Source organism: Nitrospirae bacterium YQR-1 (genome assembly GCA_039908095.1).
In the GTDB taxonomy this organism is placed as follows: domain Bacteria; phylum Nitrospirota; class Thermodesulfovibrionia; order Thermodesulfovibrionales; family Magnetobacteriaceae; genus Magnetomonas.
The window spans coordinates 1-18,152 of the sequence record JAMOBJ010000020.1 but is presented as its reverse complement, the minus strand read 5'-3'; the positions used below and the strand labels follow the sequence as shown (position 1 = coordinate 18,152).

Genomic DNA, 18,152 nt, shown 5'->3' with positions numbered 1-18,152 from the left:
TCTTGTGTTAGACTACTTTGTATGATAATGGCGGCAACATGCACAATATGCGCATTCCTTTCCTTTTATCTTTTCTTTACCGGCAGGGAAAGGGCGGCAATCAGCGAAAAAATTCTCTATAGCGGAGTGCTTCTTGCCTCTCAGATTATTTTTTCAGAGCTGGCATTGGGGCTGTTAAATATTCTCTATCCAACAACCTTGTGTTTTCTTAATATGCTTATTTCAGCTGTTGTTTTATATTTTAAAGGCCCTGATTTAATGGTAAACTTGAAAACTGAAATTATAAGTTTGCGGCTTTTTTTAAAAGGGCTTTTTTACGCTGAAAACATCTCACTGTTTTTTTTGTTTTTTATTGCTTCAGTTTGGATACTGCTTAGCGTATATTTTCTGCCCCCAAGGGGGGTTGATGATCTTAGTTACCATTTGCCACCCGTGTTTGAATTTGTACAAAAGCACAGAGTTTTTTTGCCTGCGGTGCAATTAAACCCATTTGTTGCATACCCCATGAGTGCAGAGCTGCTTTTTTTATGGCCGGTGATTTTTATGAAAAACCAGGTTTTTGTTGATTCCGTCCAGTTTATTGTTGCTCTTTACGGCATTGTTGTTACATATGCCTTGGCAAGAAATCTGAATCTTGGCATAAGAAATTCAATATTTTCGGCACTGCTGTGTTTTTTTGTTCCCGTTACGATGGCTCAGACGGGCTGCAATTATATAGATATTATCACAAGCGTGTTTTTTCTAACAGCTCTTGTTATTTTAATTAAATACAATTTGCATCAAAAGGCGTACCTTGCCTTTGCTCTGGGGGCCTCAGTCGGGTTAATAACTTCCATGAAGTACCATATGATAATACCGGCGCTGGGGCTTCAGGTTATGATAATGCAAAAGATGAAAAAAAAGCATCTGCTTATCTACATAGCGCCGGTATTTGCCCTGACGGCATACTGGTATATAAGAAATCTCATAGTTTTCCATAATCCGTTTTATCCGCTTGAGATACTTAAAGGCGGCATCGGGATATACGCAACGGAGCTATCGTCAAAGATTGGAATTTTTGAACAGTTAAAGGCAAAAGTATATTTTTTGCTTATTTCAGACATAGGGCTTGGCACATTTCACGGCGGTTATGGAATTGCCTTTTGGGGGCTTGCCTTTCCCTCGTGGTTGTATTGTTTGTATAAATCATTTTTGAAAAAAGAGCATCATTTGTTCATTTATCTTCAAGTGTTTTTAGGAATGATAATCGTATTGATTGTACCATATGATTCATTTAACGTGGCTCCGAGATATGCAGTTTTTATTACAGCCATATGTTTTATATCTCTGGGTAAGGTGCTGGAGGTGATGGCTGAAAACAAGTATTATCGGAACATTTTAAAAACAATGGCGGTACTGTCGTCCGTGTTGTCACTTTTTCTTTTTTCGATGGTAAAATTTCCGACATACAACATTATCAAACCAATAAATGACCTCAGAAATAACACCACCACAACAGAGGCCAAATACTACGCCCTTGGCTATTGGGATTTACCCGTCATGTCACCGGCATTTGAGGCGCTGGACTATTTAACCATCGGGGATGGCCGTGGATTAAGTGTTTATGTTGCAATGGCTCCTGATGTTTTTTGGGTCTCTCCCGTCTATGGCACTCAGTTGCAAAATACTATCTGGAATTTAAACAGCGTTACAAACAGACCCGATGCGTTTTTCTACTTTTTTGGGAAAAACGGAGAGATCGTCTATATCAGGGAGAAAGTGCCGTTTTACGACATAGCCTTAAATCCACAGTATCAGTTGATACACCAGAGCCTTCGTGGTGTTTTGTTTATAAAGGGGAATTTTTTTGATTCCGCCGATAAGCGGAAAAAACTTATGTCATTCTATGAAAAGTCCTGTAAGAATTCCCTTGATGAGGCTGCTAAAATAAAGAGTTCATTTCAAGAAGATATTCCAATAGTGGTTATTCCGCATTTTGGTTATGGTTTAAAATATTATGAGTTAAACGGAAATTTAAATAACAGGGTGCATTTAGTATCACATGGGTTTGAGGATGCTTATGTTAAAAATTTTAAGTGGGATAAGGTTTACACATTTATCAATAAATTAAGCGGCTACAGAGCTGACAAGATTTTAGAAATACCGGCTGATGATGGCATAGTCAGCGTATATTTAAATGAAAAGGAACCAATAACAAACAAAAAAGTAAATTAATAAGGGGAAGGACTCTGTCCTTCCCCGTTTCCATTTTTTTTATTGTGCTTGACCATCTGCATGAAAATCAGTGTTAGTAAAATTTTTTTGTAAAATAATACTTGACAAAAAAAGCTACAAATGTTAGTGTTAATCATAAGCGCCTCGTTCCTCCCCAAAAAACTGTCGCCCTATCCCAAGGGGGCGACAGTTTCCTTTTTTTGTAGTTAAATTTTCTTACTTAAGGTGGTTTTCATTGAGTTTAACTCATGTTAACTTGCAAAATGTAGAAAAATCAGCTATAATGACAATTAACCAATGTTTGAGTCTGCAAAAAAAAAGAGAAAACTGTGTATTGCAGTTACAGGTGCTTTATTCATACTCAGATGGAACTAGGTTTCAGGTTTAGCAATGAATTCAGCAGGTAATCCCCGCTTTTATATGTATTTTTTACCGCTTTGTTTAGCATTGTCAGCCTACGGCTATTTTCTTATAACCAACAAATTGGGAGAGGAGCTTATCTTATATTATAATTATACGAAATTTCCTTTTTACCACTGGTTTTATAACGCCTGGGGGCTTGGCAATGGTTTTTACAGACCTTTACAGATTGTTTTTAATTACCCTCTGATGCAATTTCTTGAAATTACAGGCTTCAGGTATGGATACTTATACAACTTTGTATATATACTTGTTATAGCTATAATATATGCTAAATTTCTGAAAGAAATAACACCGGAGGATAATTTATTAGTTGTACTTTTAACCGGTATTCTTATAACCGGAAAACCCTTTGTAACCTCATTTGTTTTTTTAACAGACAACGCCTCCTTACTATTGTCTCTATTTTTCATCTGCATTACTTACATCTCATATGTTAAAAACAACCCGTCTGCACTTGTCGTAAAACTACTGGTAATAGCATCACCTTTTTTAAAGGAAAGCGGTCTAGTCATTATACCATACTATATATTTTTGGTTATGCATCTAAAGTATGATTTTAATTTAAGGAAATTCCTGACAGATAAAACATTTTTATTTTTTATTTTTTATTTTTTTATTTTTCTGTTGATAAGAAAGTTTGCTGTAGAGCACTCCGGATTAAAAGCGGCAAGTGAAATAGGAATGTTTCCTTTAGTGCAATATGGTATCTCAAACGCAGCACTCAACGGATTTATCAACGTTGTTGTTGCAATTCTGAACATTCTGAATCTTGAAATTATCTACACCCCGTTTTTTTATTATGAGATGGAGGTAACAATCAATACATATTTGCGGCTTGCACTTATAGGGTCTTTGTGGATTTATATTTACATTATAATCATAAAACATATGACAAAGGATATTTTTCTTAAAATATTCCCCCTGTTAATATTGATATTATTTAACGGGATGATGTCTTACTCCGGTGTTTCAGACAGAATGTACGTGTCAGGTTTTAGTGGTTTGGTTGTTTTAATAGGTTTTTACTGCAGCCATATCGTAAGAAAAAACATATTTAAAGTTATCTTAATTTTAATATTGGTATATCAAACATACATATGCATAAGAAGCTCTCACAAGTATTATCATGATTCTATACATTATAATCCTGTATTTGAGTATTTTTTAACGGAAGAGGATATAAGGAAAGCGATATTGAGAGCAACAGGTGACCGTCAGACAGAGGCCTTTATGAAACACTTTAAAACGTTATATCCAGTGGCTGAATAGGTGAACTTATGAAATTATCTGTAGTTATTCCATGTTATAACGAGCAGGACAGCATTCCTTTGATGCTTGAGCGTTTTAAGGAAGTGATAAAAACAGACGATATAGAGGTAATATTAGTTAATAACGGCTCCACTGACAACACAGCAGAAGTCCTTGACACTTTGAGAGAGAAATACACCTTTGTGAGGACGGCAAACGTGGAAGTAAACCAGGGTTACGGTTTCGGCATTTTAAATGGGCTTAGTGTTGCAAGGGGCGAATTTTTAGGCTGGAGTCATGCAGATTTACAAACTGACCCTTACGATTGTATACGAGCTTATCAAATAATTAAGGAACACGGCGGCTCAGCCAATCTCTATGTGAAAGGACTAAGAGGAAACCGCCCACTGTTTGACCGCTTTTTTACTTCAGGCATGAGTATCTTTGAAACACTCTACTTAGGACAGGCACTTTGGGATATTAACGCCCAGCCGAATATTTTTCACAGAAATTTTTATGAGAGCTGGAACTCCCCGCCTCATGATTTTTCCCTTGACCTTTATGCCCTCTACCTTGCAAGGAAGAATAATCTGAAAGTTATACGATTCAGTGTGCAATTTCCCAAAAGAAAACATGGTAAATCCAGTTGGAACACAAGTTTAAGGGGAAAACTGAAATTTATAAAACGAACTCTTGATTTCAGCGTAAAATTAAAGCGAAATCTGTAAAGTAGATATAGCCCAACAACTGTTATGGAATATATAGCTCACAGAATAAACACTATCGGGGAGTTAATGAGTGTTCCGAAAGACTTTGGAGTCGAGATAGACCTAAGGGACAGAGGAGACAGGCTAATCCTTCAACACGACCCGTTTAAAGACGGCGAGGATTTTGAACAGTACCTTAAACATTACCGCTGTGGTACCATAATACTTAATATAAAGAGTGAGGGGATAGAGTACAGCGTGCTTGCTTTGCTGAAAAAGTATGGAATTAAGAAATATTTTTTTCTGGACTCCTCTTTTCCAATGATATATGCACTGACCAGGGCGGGGCACAAAGAGGTGGCACTGAGGTTTTCCGAGTATGAATCCATTGAAACAATAATGAGCATGAAAAACCTGGCACAGTGGGTATGGGTTGACTGTTTTACCACACTTCCTATAAATGCCGGTAATTTTAAGATTCTGAAAGACAACGGTTTTAATTTGTGTCTCGTATCGCCGGAACTTCAAAAGCAGGCTGAAAAGATACAACAGTACAAAGCCTGTCTGGAAAGTGAAAAAATTTATTTTGATGCAATTTGTACAAAGCTGTATAATGTTGATAAATGGGCTGAGAACAAATAGTGTTTATTACAAATTACTTAAAAGACAACAGCTGCAAAAGCATTTTTTTCTTTGTTTTACTCATGAAGTTTATTCTCATGGTGCTGTTTACCTCCGACTACCAGAGAGTGCTGTTTATGCCCTTTGTTGACCATTTTGTCACATATTTTGATAATCCGTGGCAGTTTTATTATAAGATACAGCAGGATAAATTTCCCTATCCGCCTCTTATGCTTTATATATTGTCTGCAGCTTACCTGCCATACAAGCTGATATTCGGCTCAGATATAAACATAGTTGTTCAGAATTTATTTTTCAAAATGCCGGTTTTGATTTCAGATTTAGCGATAACTTTTGTTTTGTTGAGGATTTTACCGGCAAAAACAAAAGGCGTGCTTTTTTTTTACTTCCTGTCCCCTGCCATAATTTATGCTGCATACATACACTCTCAGCTGGATATTATTTCAATAGCGTTTCTTATGCTTTCGCTGTACTTTTTGGCTGCCAACAAGCTGTTGCGATGTGCAATCTTGTTTGGATGTGCAATCAGCATTAAGTTTAGTATTGTAGTAACGCTCCCGCTGATAATTATTTACGTTTCAAAAAATCACAGATTTAAAGACACGGCTATCTTAGCGCTGATGCCTGCTGTTGTTTATTTGTTTTTTTCTTTTCCTTACCTTTTTACAGAAGGTTATTACTATATGGTTATAAAAAACCCAAAGCAGATGTCGCTCTTTGATCTATACCTGAGAAATGGAGACTTAAAGATATATCTCCCGATTTTTGCAATTTTGGTTTTGTATGGCAGATTTTGGGGTTACTCAAAAATCAACAGCGATTTACTTTACACTTTTTCAGGAATAATATTCACTTTGACTATTCTTTTGGTTTATCCGACGGTATCGTGGATTGTTTGGGTCATTCCGTTTCTGAGTATTTTTTTTATAGAAAACATTTCTCGGCACGCCAAGGTTCTTTATTTATATTTGAGTTTCAATACTACGTATTTGATTTATGTTTTATTTTTTCACAAAGGCGATTATAATGATCTGGTATTTTTGAATAAGATTTTAAACTTAAAAATACACATAGATAAACTGAAGGATATTTCTTATACAGCGTTTGAAGCCATATTGGTAGCCCTGATTTATTATTTATATAAGTTTGGAATAGAGAGCAATGAAATCTACAAAAAGGACCTTAATTTAGTTATAGGAATAGGCGGGGACAGTGCAGCGGGAAAAACAACTCTCCTTGAGGATTTAAAGCATCTGCTGTGTGAACAACTTCTTCAGGTTGAGGGAGATGCCGACCATAAATGGACCAGAGACAATATCAACTGGCAGTACTTTACCCACCTAAACCCAAAAGCCAACTATCTTCACAGACAGGTTCAAAACATCATTGATCTAAAAAACAATAAACCTGTTTACAGATGCGAATATGACCATATGACAGGCACCTTCACTGAAACACAATTGATAAGACCACAGAAATACATTGTACTGTCGGGACTTCACACTTTTTACTTACCCATTGCAAGAAAAATAATAGACCTTAAAATCTACCTTGATACAGATGAAAAGTTAAGGCAACATTGGAAAATCCTCCGTGACACTCAGCACAGAAGCTACTCTTGTGAAACTATATTAGAACAAATAGAAAAAAGAACTCAGGACTCAGTCAGATACATTCATCCTCAGAAGGGCTATGCAGACATTACTATTTCCTACTTTACCGAGGAGGATTTTCTGGTTGGAACCCACAGCGGCAATCTGAGCCTGATGCTTAAGGTCACACTAACTTCCAACGTTCACATAGAGAATCTTATAAGAGAATTAGAGATAGAAAATATAAATCTCCTTTGGGATTATTCAGACGATTTGAACACTCAGTATGTAATCTTAAAAGATGAACCCTCAGGGCAACTGATTAAAAAAATCGCCTTTACATACATACCTAACCTAAAGGAAATAATACCTGTTAATGCAACGTGGCTCAATGGCTACAGGGGGTTTGTACAGTTAATAATCCTGTTTCTTCTGAGCGTGAAGAAGAGGGAAATTTCAACAGAGGAGTTTTAATGTTTAAAGGCATATTGTTGGACTTTGACAATACTTTGTATGGCTATGAAAGCGTTCACATATCAGCGTTACTACAAGTGTATGTTTATGTAAGCAAAACGTATTCAGTGGAGTATAATTTGGTAACCGCCTCTTATGAAAGGGCACGTAAGGAGATACACATGGAGCTCTCCGGCACGGCGGCATCCCACAACAGGCTGCTGTATTTTCAGAGAATGCTTGAGATATTAAAATTAAACGCCCCGGCTTATGCCCTTGACGTCTATGAGCGGTACTGGAGTTTGTATCTTGACTTTATGGAAATATCATATGAGGTTTTTGATTTCCTTGACAGCGTAAGAGACCGTTTTCGTATTTGTTTAGTGACAGATTTAACTGCGGAGATACAGTACAGAAAAATGAACAAAGCCGGCCTTACAAAATACATAGATTACATAGTAACCAGTGAAGAGGCCGGAGTGGAAAAGCCCCATCCGTACATATTCCACCTGGCACTGAGAAAGCTTGGGATGACGGCACAGGAGGTGTGCATGATAGGGGACAGTTATGAGAGGGACATAGTGGGGGCACTGAATATGGATATACAGCCGTTTTGGCTATTTAAAAGACCCCCTGAGGGAACCCCTCAAAGGGTGGTGGTGTTTGAGTCGTTTGACGAACTGGAGGTATCGAAGTATTTTGCCAGATGATGAGGACATAGAGCGTTTTGTCAGGATGTCCAGGTATGCCGGTGAACGGTTTGATTTAATTCAAGGCAACGGCGGGAATTCCTCAGTTAAACTTAGCAGCGGGCAACTTCTTATAAAAGCCTCGGGGAGGCATCTCTCGGAAGTGCAAAAAAACACCGGCTACGTGACGTTGGAAACCCATAAGGCTCTTGATGTGTTTGAGCTGCTTGAAGCCGGTTTTTTTAAATGCGATAAGTCTGAGCGTGATGTAAAAATCTCAATAATGCTCAATGGATTAATAACGCAATCGCAGGGGGAGAGACCGTCAATTGAAACACTGCTTCACGCCCTTACTCAGAAATACACACTGCACACGCATCCGGTTGTTGTTAATGCCGCCCTTTGCAAAGGCAACTGGGCTGAGTTACTATCCGGTTTGTTTCCTGATGCAGGGTTTGTAACATATGAAACACCCGGGGCGGGGCTTGCCGTAAAGATGAAAAATGCGCTAAAGGGGCAACATAAAAAGATTATTTTCCTGCAAAACCACGGTCTCATTGTAACATCGGACATATACGGGGAAATAGAGACACTGACTGAGACGGTACTGGAAAAACTCGAAAGCTATTTTTCAGTAAACTATAGTAGATACAAACTGACGACTAAACTCTCAGCCTTAATAAACAAACTAAACGGGGATTACTTCATAAGCTCTCTGTCCGAGGACATTGGTCTAAACAGCGCATTAGCCCAAAACAGGGGTGTGTTTTTTAAGAAGCCGTTTTTCCCCGACATGGTGGTCTTTTGCGGGGCGGTAGCGGCTGAGATTAGCGATTTTGACGACCATAAATCAATAGAGAATCACTATCACATATATGGTGAAATTCCGAGGGTGGTAATATGCGGCGACAATATTTTCTTTACCGCCCCCAGTGTAAAAAAGACAAAAGAGATGGAGGAAGTCCTGAAGCTGCACGTTTTTGCCCACAACGCCGCCTCTGAGAACATTAACTATCTCGATACGGCTGAAATCGGTTATATCTTAAACTGGGAAGCCGAGAAGTACAGACAGAATAAGTAAGTAAATAAATAAGTAAGGGAAAGGCGCCGCCTTTCCCTTATACCCTATCCGCAAGGGAGCGAGGCCCCCTTGACCCCTTTTTTTCAATGCTTTGTCAGGTTTATACCGAGTTACGTTCATAGATGTAAATAACAAAATATCTGTTGTGTTTAATGTTACTAATTAAAACTGGATTCCCGTTTTCACGGGAATGACAAAAAAAGAAAACAGACCATTGCCCCCTCTGTCATTGCCGCCTACGAGCGGCAATCCAGTCTTTTCTTTTTATCATTATATTACTTTTTTGACGGCTACTTGGTATTAGTCATCTGATAAGAAACAATAATACCAAGCTGCACTCAGAAGTAAACATTTATCCCGGGCTGCAGCTTGGTATAAAATGTTACAATTCAGTTTTTATATTAAATAAGCAGAGGTAAGAAAATGCAAATAATAATACCGATGGCAGGGACAGGTGAGAGGTTCATGGACTTTGGGTACAAGGTGGTTAAGCCTCTGATAGAAATAGCTGGCAAACCAATGATTGAGCATGTAGTAGAGCTTTTCCCCGGAGAGAGTAATTTTACTTTTATTTGTAACAGTGTACATTTAAAAGAAACCGATATGAGAGCAGTAATTAAGCGAATCTGTCCGCAGGGTAAGATAGTGGAGATTCCACCTCATAAAAAAGGGCCGGTATATTCCGTGTTCTGCATGATGGACTCAGTAGATGACGATGATGAGGTAATTGTTAATTATTGCGACTTTTCTAAAACCTGGGATTATGCCGATTTTCTTGAAACAGTGCGTACAAACGGCGCATCTGGTGCAATATGCGCATACAGGGGGTTTCATCCGCACATGCTGGGCAGCACCAATTATGCTTTTATAAGAGATGAAAACCGTTGGATGATGGAAATTCAGGAAAAAAAACCATTTACATCCAACCGAATGGATGAGTTTGCCTCAGACGGCACATATTATTTTAAGAACGGCAAACTCTTAAAGCAATACTTTAAAGCGCTGATTGCACAGGATATAAACGTAAAGGGCGAGTACTACGTAAGCATGGTTTATAATCTGCTGAAAGCCTCCGCCCACAGCATATATATATATGAGATAAAACACATGCTTCAGTGGGGAACACCGGAGGATTTACTGGAGTTTACACGGTGGCTGAACTATTTTGGCAATCTCCAATGCCCCTGCGCCGCTATAGAGCCCGTGGGGGAAAGTATAAACCTGATACCGCTTGCCGGCAAGGGAATCCGCTTTGTAAATGAGGGCTACCGTGACCCTAAACCGTTAATTGACATAGAGGGAACACCGATGGTGATTGCCGCTGCAATGAGTTTACCGCCGGCTGAGAAATACATTTTTGTGTGCCTTGCCGGCCATCTTTCGAATTTTCCGCTTGCTGAAACCATTGAAAAATATTACCCTGGGGCCAAAGTTGTAAGCGTTGATAAGGTGACGGAGGGACAAGCCTGCACGTGTGAAATCGGCCTTAGCGGAGAGCCGCTCCAGCTGCCTCTTCTGGTTGGAGCTTGCGACAACGGGATGTTATGGGATTCTGAAAAATATAAAAAACTCATTGACGACCCCACGGTTGATGCCATTGTCTGGAGTTTCAGGCATCATCCGTCAAGTAAAAGAAACCCGCATATGTATAGCTGGATAGTGGCGGATAACGACGGAAACGTCCTTGAGGTATCTGAAAAAAGGGCGATATCAAATGATCCCTTTAATGACCATGCCGTGGTGGGCACCTTTTATTTCAGGAAAGCAGCATATTTTCTTGATTCGCTGGTTAGTTTGTATAAGGGCAACAAGAGAGTCAATAATGAATTTTATGTTGACAGCTGCATAAATGAATTATTGGCAAAGGGGCTTAAAGTAAAGGTTTTTGAAGTCAGCGACTATATCTGTTGGGGTACTCCTGATGATTTAAAAACATTCTTATATTGGTACGATTTTTTTGTTAAAACAGGATTTCACAGTGTGAAACATGCGTTAATACCAAGCTGCAGCCGGAAGTAAACATAGGCTTTAGGGGAGACGTCAAGGAGCTTTTGACAAAGCCAACAAAGTTAATCGAATGAATGCAACTTGGTAATAAGAAGATATACTTTTGCCAAACCCAGCCGTTATATAGTAATCTAAGTCTGTCATGGTGATAAGCGTAAGGAATGTGCACAAGAGTTTCGGCAAGCTTAAGGCGGTTGACGGGTTAAGTTTTGACGTGGATGAGTCAATCTGTTTTGCCCTGCTTGGGCCTAACGGAGCCGGTAAGACCACTATGATGAAAATGATTTACGGTAAAGCAGGCTGTGATGACTGCCCTGACACTGTACTAAAGGTTTTCGGCTTTGACCCCCGCACTAATCCCCTGCAGATAAAGTATCTCTGCGGTGTGGTTCCTCAGGATGACAATCTGGACGTTGAGATGAACGTGGTGGAAAATCTGCTTATATTTGCCGGCTTTTATGGTATCCGGCGGAAGGCGGCACGGCGGCGGATTGATGAGCTGCTTGAGCTCATGGAACTTTCCGAAAAGGGTAAATCACGGATACGTGAGCTTTCAGGAGGTATGAAAAGACGCCTTATGATTGCACGTGCTTTGATTAATAACCCTTGTCTTTTGATTTTAGATGAACCCACCACAGGGCTTGACCCGCAGGTACGACATTTGATATGGGATAAGCTCCGGCAGATGAAAAGAAGAAACATTACCATTGTGCTGACAACCCACTACATGGAAGAGGCGTTTCAGATTAGCGACAACCTGATAATTATGCACAGTGGACGGAAAATGCTTGAGGGAAACCCAAAAGAACTTCTTGAGGGGAGCATTGAAAAATATGTCATGGAAGTTCATGACACCGGTGTTATTAAAGAGGTTGAGAGCATACTCTGCGGGACGCCTTACAGGATGGATGCCTCCCGTGAAGTGATAAACCTCTACAGCAATGACCTGAAAGCTCTTGAGGCGGCCTCTGAACATATCACTGTAGGCAGGTACTTTATCAGAAACTCTAACCTTGAGGACCTGTTTTTAAAGATAACCGGTAGAAAATTAAACGATGAGCAATAATATACAATACCGGATTTTTATCGGCACTCACAGAGACCATGTAACTGCACGGAGTTTGACATTTGTAAGAAAATTGTGATAGAGTCTTTTACCTTGTATCTGTGAATGTCAGGACAATATTAAATCATGATAACGGTTGAAGATAATAAGTCTAATCTGATAAAGATAGTGTTTGTTTTTCTAATCGTGTTCTATTCGTTTGTGTTCATCAAGACGGCAAATTATCACGTTTCTCTTATTTATTATCCTCATCAGGTGGATGTTGCGGAATTAGAAATGGTCTTATCTACCGATTTGCTGCTCAAAGGCAAAAACCCATATGATTTTGTAAATCACCCGATGTATCTCAATTGTTATGGTATTGTGTATAACTATATGACATTGCCGGTTCATAAGATATTAAGTTTTATGTATCCAGGCCTCAGTGGAATATTTATTTTATCACACAGGATGACAGCCGGTATCTTTATTGTTCTGTCTGTGATGCTGACTGCTGCAATTATGTATAGCTTGAAATATAAACTCATATTTATTTATGGTGCTGCGGTTATACAATATGTTTCCCTGTTATTTCTTTGTACGCCTCTTACACGGCCTGACAGCCTTGGAACTTTTCTGTATTTATTAAGCATTGCTGTTCCATGGCGTTTAAACTATTCCAAAAACAGTGTTATCGCAAGTATCATACTGGGTTTGCTTGCTTTTTATACCAAGGGATATTTCGTTATTGGAGTACTAATTGTAATATCCTATATTTTCTTGTTTTTATCCAAAAAAACAGGCATAAAATATCTTGTTACATTTATAACTTGTTTCGTTGTATCTGCAGTGATTGTAAATGAATTCTATGAAGCCTATTTTTATGATACGTTGATTATGCAGTACAATACCAATGTATTTCAAGTTGATATGATGATAAAGCAATCTGTTTACTTTATTTTGTGTAATATCGGTCTGTTTCTGTATTTGTCAATATCGCTGTATTTTGCGCTTTCTGCCAACTATCAAGCGGTTGTTAAACAAATTAGGTCGTTTTTTGAAAACATTAATTTATTAAATGCAGACAAACCACTTTTTTATAGTAAAACAAGTATTTTTTCATATGCAGCTTTTGTGTCTCTGTGTCTGTTGGAATTAAAATTAGGTTGCACTACAGGGGCATGGATGACATATTACATGCAGTTGTTTCTGCCGTTTTTTCTTATTTATACGCTTAATATAAAACTTAGTTTTATCAGGACACCGGTAATTTTAATGCTCATGTCGGCCGTTAGTGCCTACAGCGTTTATTCTCTGTCCATGTATTCAAAAATAATAACGCCGTATTCATTTATTATGGATGACCCGTCTAAGAGATTTAGGCGGGAAGTTGTAGAGCAATTTTGGAGCACTATTAACGGATATGTTAAAACAAGCAAAAATATACTTGTATCAAAAGAATTTAACTTTGTTGTTTTCAACATGGGTAAAGGAGTGTATGATTCCGGCGTTAACAACTATTTTAATAAAGTAACACCTAAAAACAAGGTATTGAAATATTTTTTCCCAAAAGATTTTAGAGCCTTGCATGAAAGTTTTGAAAATGATATTGATACTAAAATAAAAAATAAGTTCTTTGACGTACTTATACTTACGTTTGCTGATGACAGGGGCTCTAATCATCTCTATATCACGCCGTGGTATATACGAAACGCTACAGTTTTTGATAATTATGCAATAGCAGGGCAATACCGCTTCAATGTGCCTGATTTACCGGTAAACTATAATTTTTTAGTTCTAAAACCTCAGTTATAATCGAGGGGGTCATGGCTTTATGAAAGTAAAAGAAGATAATAAGAAAAAACACACTGCACCCGTCGGCAGGCAGGGGATGCCTGCTGAAAAGAACAGGACTGAAGAGTACCGATGGTTGAATATCTTTAACTCATCCGACATAATAGCTTTTTTTGTGGCCACTTTGTCTTTTCTTGTTTTCTTTCAGAGCAGGAACTTTGATTTTGTCAATTTCGATGATACCAAATATATAACAGAAAACGCTTTTGTACAAAAAGGCCTGTCACTGGAAACGTTGAAGTGGGCGTTTTACACATCCGCCTCAGATTATTGGCAACCCCTTACCTGGGTATCACACCTTTTGGATTGTACTATTTACGGTATGAACCCGGGTGGACATCATGTCACCAATTTAACATTCCACGTGATAAATACAATATTGGTGTTTTTTTCTTTTGAGAAAATTACCGGAATGCGCAACAAGGCAGCAATAATCGCCGCCCTGTTTGCTGTTCATCCGGCCCATGTGGAGTCGGTGGCATGGGTGTCTGAGAGAAAGGATGTCCTGTATGCTTTTTTCTGGTTTTTGTCGATATATGCCTATTGTTACTATGTCAAGACGCTGTCGTTTAAGTGGTATTTTATAGTGTTATTTACTTTTGTATGTTCCTTAATGTCAAAACCCATGGCTATTACACTCCCAGTTATTCTGCTGTTGCTGGACGTATGGCCTTTTGGAAGGCTCAATAAAAATAATGTGTTGCGTTTGATTTCAGAGAAAATTCCTCTTTTGGCTTTCTCAGTTGCAACCTCCGTGTTTACTTTTATTGCACAGAGGGCGGTTGGTACTGTTGCACCGGTTGAAATGATATCTGTGTGGGTTCGCATCAAAAATGCCCTGATATCTTACATGAGCTACATATACATGGCCTTTGTACCGGTTAACCTTGCTGCAATATATCCGTTTTCATTTAATCTCTCTGCTGTAAGAGCTGTGTTGTCCTTTGTGGTGCTTTTGCTTATTTCTGTTTTTGCGATTTTTACAGTGTTTGGTTACAAGTCATTTAAGCCGAAACCTTTTGTTTTTACCGGCTGGTTCTGGTTTGTTATAACACTGCTTCCGGTTATCGGCCTTATACAGGTCGGCCCGCAGGCTATGGCCGACAGATATACATACGTGCCGTATATCGGAATTTTTATTATTGCCGTGATGGTAGTCCCTGAAAGTTTTTTTGAAAACAAGATTAAGAAATATACCGTTTACTTTTTATCCGTGCTCATTGTATTAATCTTGTCGGTTCTTTCATACGTGCAAACCGGACACTGGAAAAACACGATAACGCTCTTTGACCATGCCGTGAAAGTAACAAAGGATAATTTCATAGCCCACAACAGCCTTGGCGCCTCATTAGCGCAGGCCGGCAGGTTTGAAGAAAGCAAGGTACATTTAAACAGGGCTATTGCCATTAATCCTGATTTTTTTGAGGCCTATGTAAATATCGGCAACGTGCTCTTTACCGTAGGGAATATTAAAGATGCGGCAAAAGCCTACAAGAGAGCAATAGAGTTAAACCCAAAAAATGCACTTGCCTATAACGGCTACGGTGTTGCGGTTTTGAATGCCTCTGATGATGAAAACTCATTCAATGAAGCCATAGAGGCATTTAAAAAGGCTCTGTCTATTGAGCCTGACTTTAAACCGGCGCAGATGAATCTTGAGTTAGCCCTCAAGAAGAGGGTAACACCCTGAGGGCAGGCAGGTTTTTTTTAACAATATAAACATGCAATGAGTGGAGGTAAGGCAAATGGCTGATGAGTATTCCTTCGACGTGGGGTGTAAGGTGGACATGCAGGAGGTGTCAAACGCTATTAATCAGGCTTTAAAAGAAATATCCCAGCGCTTTGACTTTAAGGGCAGTAAAAGTACAATTGAGCTTGATAAGGGTAAGCAGGCAATAACGATTGCCTCAGATGATGAGTATAGGCTTACCAGTGTAAAGGATATTCTGGAGTCAAAACTTGTAAAGCGCAATGTTGCGCTGAAAGCCATAAGTTATGGCAAGGTGGAACAGGCCTCAGGGGGCAGTGCACGGCAGGTTGCAAGTTTTCAGCAGGGAATTCCAGTTGAAAAGGCCAAAGAAATGGTAAAGTTAGTTAAGGATATGAAACTCAAGGTCAGCGCAGAGATTGCAGGGGACACGGTCAGGGTAAGGAGTAAGAAAAAGGATGACCTTCAGGCTGTAATAGCGGCTATTAAGGCACATGACTTTGGAATATTCATAGAGGTTGGAAACTACAGATAAGCAATAAATTAAGGAGGTGTGTCTAAAATGGGGAAATTCAATGATTTAATTGATATGACAGTGTCTTTTGCAGAAAAATTTTCAAGAGGATGGCTTGACGCCACCTATCTTGATTTATTTCTCGAGATGGAGAAAAAGGGGTTTTTACTTTCCAGAGACCTTAAGGAGTATTCAACATCGGTGGCGGATGCGGTGATAGCTTTTCAAAAATCTCTGTTAAACACAAATGGGTTGGAAGGTAAAGCTGCTGAGATAAATGCCAAAGTGATTGAATATATGAAGAGCTCAAACGGGAAAATTGATTTAGCTGCATGGGAAAAGTTCTCTCTTGAAATGAAAAAGACATATGCGGGGCTTTCAAAGGAGAGCATGGATTACATGAAAAAGGCGATGGAAGCGGTAACAAGCATTTATTCGTTTGAAATTTGGTAAAGAGTTTTCTCTATAATGGAAATACAAGAACTTAGATATATAGGAAAGGCGCTTCTGGAGATGGTACCTGAGTACAGGTTTGCAGAGGGCTCTGAGGATGTGCTTAAAGTGGGGGCAGGCGGAGATAAGACCTTTAGGATGGATGCAAGAGCGGAGGAGATTATTATATCACATCTTGAGAGTTTGGGAGGGCCCTTTACGGTAATCTCAGAGGAAATCGGCAGAAAGGAAATCGGAGAGGGCAGCGGGGGCGGCTTACGGGTTTTGATTGACCCTATAGATGGAAGTAAAAATGCGGTGACGGGCCTTCCCATGTTTTGTACTTCAATTGCCGTGGTTGACGGCGACAGGGTGGGGGATGTATTGATGGGTTACGTGGTAAATCTCATAAGCGGTGATGAGTTTTGGGCGCTTAAGGGGCAGGGATGTTTTCTTAACGGCAAAAGAGTGGCGACCCACCCCGGAGATAACATAGCGGCTGTATTATATGAGTCTCAAAACCCGGGCAAAGACCTTGTACAATTATTACCGCTGTTTTCTTTGTGCTACAGAACGAGGTGTTTTGGTGCTACGGCGTTAAATCTGGCCTATCTTTCGATGGGGGCGGCCAGCGTATTTGTAACTCCATCTCTTTCGAGGACATTTGACTATGGCGCCGGATACTTGCTTGTTAAAGAGGCTGGAGGGATTGTGACCGATATAAGAAATGAATCCATCGATAATATAGAAATCGGGCTTAAAAGATCAAACACAATCCTTGCCTGCGCTAATGAGATTATCCATAAAAAAGCACTTAAAGCCCTTGGAGTGGTTTAAAACTTATAGCGATGTTATTTTAAAGGCCGAGATTCCCCTCCCTTGAAACATGGAATTAGTCTTTACTCTGATAGAAATAATCCCGACTTTTATGTTAGCCTAAGTATAATCAATAATATAAAGAGGCAAAATGCACCAACACTATGACTTGACACTAAAGAAATTATTGAAAGACATACCGGTTGAATTACTTAAAATTTTAACAGGGTTTGATACAGGGAAGTTTCTTGACATTGCACTTGTGAATATTCAGTACCGGTTTCCTGATTTAATTATTGAGTTACCCGATAGCAGCATCTTACATATAGAGATTCAAAGCGCATCAGATGGCACGATGTTAATGCGGATGTATCTTTATTCGGCTCTCATTTTCAGTCAATATAGGAAATTGCCGAGACAAATTGTTTTATATGTAGGCAATAAACCTCATAATATGGAAAATAAAATAGGGACATATTCATATGAGATAATAGATATTCGGGACATAAACTGCTCTGACTTATTACAAAGTGAAAAACCTGAAGATGTAGTATTGGCGCTTTTATGCAAATCAGAGAATATGGATGTCACAATATCCAAAATAGTAGAGAAATTATCTACATTGCCGGTAAAAACCAGAAATGATTATTTTGTAACGGAAGTTCAGCGTAAAAAATGGCGTGAAGTGGCTATAAGTGGCTAATAAATAAGAAAAAAACAATAATGG

The 18,152-nt window shown here is 39.0% G+C and carries 15 protein-coding genes; all 15 read left to right on the top strand.

What is annotated here, in order from left to right; genetic code table 11:
* The first annotated feature begins 21 nt into the window (after positions 1 to 21).
* The gene (locus H7844_10295) at positions 22 to 2,214 is read left to right on the top strand and encodes a glycosyltransferase family 39 protein (protein MEO5357673.1); all 2,193 of its coding nucleotides are present in this window, start codon (positions 22 to 24) and stop codon (positions 2,212 to 2,214) included.
* A 390-nt stretch (positions 2,215 to 2,604) separates the two neighbouring features.
* Positions 2,605 to 3,906: a hypothetical protein gene (locus H7844_10290; GenBank protein ID MEO5357672.1), complete on the top strand. Its 1,302-nt coding sequence runs from the start codon at positions 2,605 to 2,607 to the stop codon at positions 3,904 to 3,906.
* An 8-nt stretch (positions 3,907 to 3,914) separates the two neighbouring features.
* The gene (locus H7844_10285; GenBank protein MEO5357671.1) at positions 3,915 to 4,613 is read left to right on the top strand and encodes a glycosyltransferase family 2 protein; all 699 of its coding nucleotides are present in this window, start codon (positions 3,915 to 3,917) and stop codon (positions 4,611 to 4,613) included.
* A 66-nt stretch (positions 4,614 to 4,679) separates the two neighbouring features.
* Positions 4,680 to 5,234, top strand: coding sequence for a hypothetical protein (locus tag H7844_10280; GenBank protein MEO5357670.1), 555 nt, complete (start codon positions 4,680 to 4,682; stop codon positions 5,232 to 5,234).
* Entirely contained in the window at positions 5,234 to 7,300 is a 2,067-nt protein-coding gene (locus tag H7844_10275; GenBank protein ID MEO5357669.1) for a hypothetical protein, read from the top strand. Before H7844_10280 ends, H7844_10275 begins: the two co-directional genes overlap by 1 nt.
* Positions 7,300 to 7,989: an HAD family hydrolase gene (locus H7844_10270; GenBank protein MEO5357668.1), complete on the top strand. Its 690-nt coding sequence runs from the start codon at positions 7,300 to 7,302 to the stop codon at positions 7,987 to 7,989. Before H7844_10275 ends, H7844_10270 begins: the two co-directional genes overlap by 1 nt.
* On the top strand, positions 7,979 to 9,049 hold the full coding sequence (locus H7844_10265; GenBank protein MEO5357667.1) for a class II aldolase/adducin family protein: 1,071 nt from the start codon (positions 7,979 to 7,981) through the stop codon (positions 9,047 to 9,049). The genes H7844_10270 and H7844_10265 overlap by 11 nt, the downstream gene beginning before the upstream one ends.
* 423 nt (positions 9,050 to 9,472) lie before the next feature.
* On the top strand, positions 9,473 to 11,068 hold the full coding sequence (locus H7844_10260; protein MEO5357666.1) for an NTP transferase domain-containing protein: 1,596 nt from the start codon (positions 9,473 to 9,475) through the stop codon (positions 11,066 to 11,068).
* A 130-nt stretch (positions 11,069 to 11,198) separates the two neighbouring features.
* The gene (locus H7844_10255; GenBank protein MEO5357665.1) at positions 11,199 to 12,122 is read left to right on the top strand and encodes an ATP-binding cassette domain-containing protein; all 924 of its coding nucleotides are present in this window, start codon (positions 11,199 to 11,201) and stop codon (positions 12,120 to 12,122) included.
* Between the two features lie 126 nt (positions 12,123 to 12,248).
* A complete protein-coding gene (locus H7844_10250) occupies positions 12,249 to 13,916 on the top strand; it encodes a hypothetical protein (GenBank protein MEO5357664.1) in 1,668 nt (555 codons plus the stop codon).
* 19 nt (positions 13,917 to 13,935) lie between these two features.
* Positions 13,936 to 15,645 (top strand): tetratricopeptide repeat protein, encoded by a 1,710-nt coding sequence (locus tag H7844_10245; protein MEO5357663.1) that lies wholly within the window; start codon positions 13,936 to 13,938, stop codon positions 15,643 to 15,645.
* Between the two features lie 55 nt (positions 15,646 to 15,700).
* Positions 15,701 to 16,198, top strand: coding sequence for a YajQ family cyclic di-GMP-binding protein (locus H7844_10240; protein MEO5357662.1), 498 nt, complete (start codon positions 15,701 to 15,703; stop codon positions 16,196 to 16,198).
* A 27-nt stretch (positions 16,199 to 16,225) separates the two neighbouring features.
* The gene (locus H7844_10235) at positions 16,226 to 16,630 is read left to right on the top strand and encodes a hypothetical protein (GenBank protein ID MEO5357661.1); all 405 of its coding nucleotides are present in this window, start codon (positions 16,226 to 16,228) and stop codon (positions 16,628 to 16,630) included.
* A 15-nt stretch (positions 16,631 to 16,645) separates the two neighbouring features.
* Entirely contained in the window at positions 16,646 to 17,446 is an 801-nt protein-coding gene (locus tag H7844_10230; GenBank protein MEO5357660.1) for a fructose 1,6-bisphosphatase, read from the top strand.
* 130 nt (positions 17,447 to 17,576) lie between these two features.
* The gene (locus tag H7844_10225) at positions 17,577 to 18,128 is read left to right on the top strand and encodes a hypothetical protein (protein ID MEO5357659.1); all 552 of its coding nucleotides are present in this window, start codon (positions 17,577 to 17,579) and stop codon (positions 18,126 to 18,128) included.
* The last annotated feature ends 24 nt before the right edge of the window (positions 18,129 to 18,152 follow it).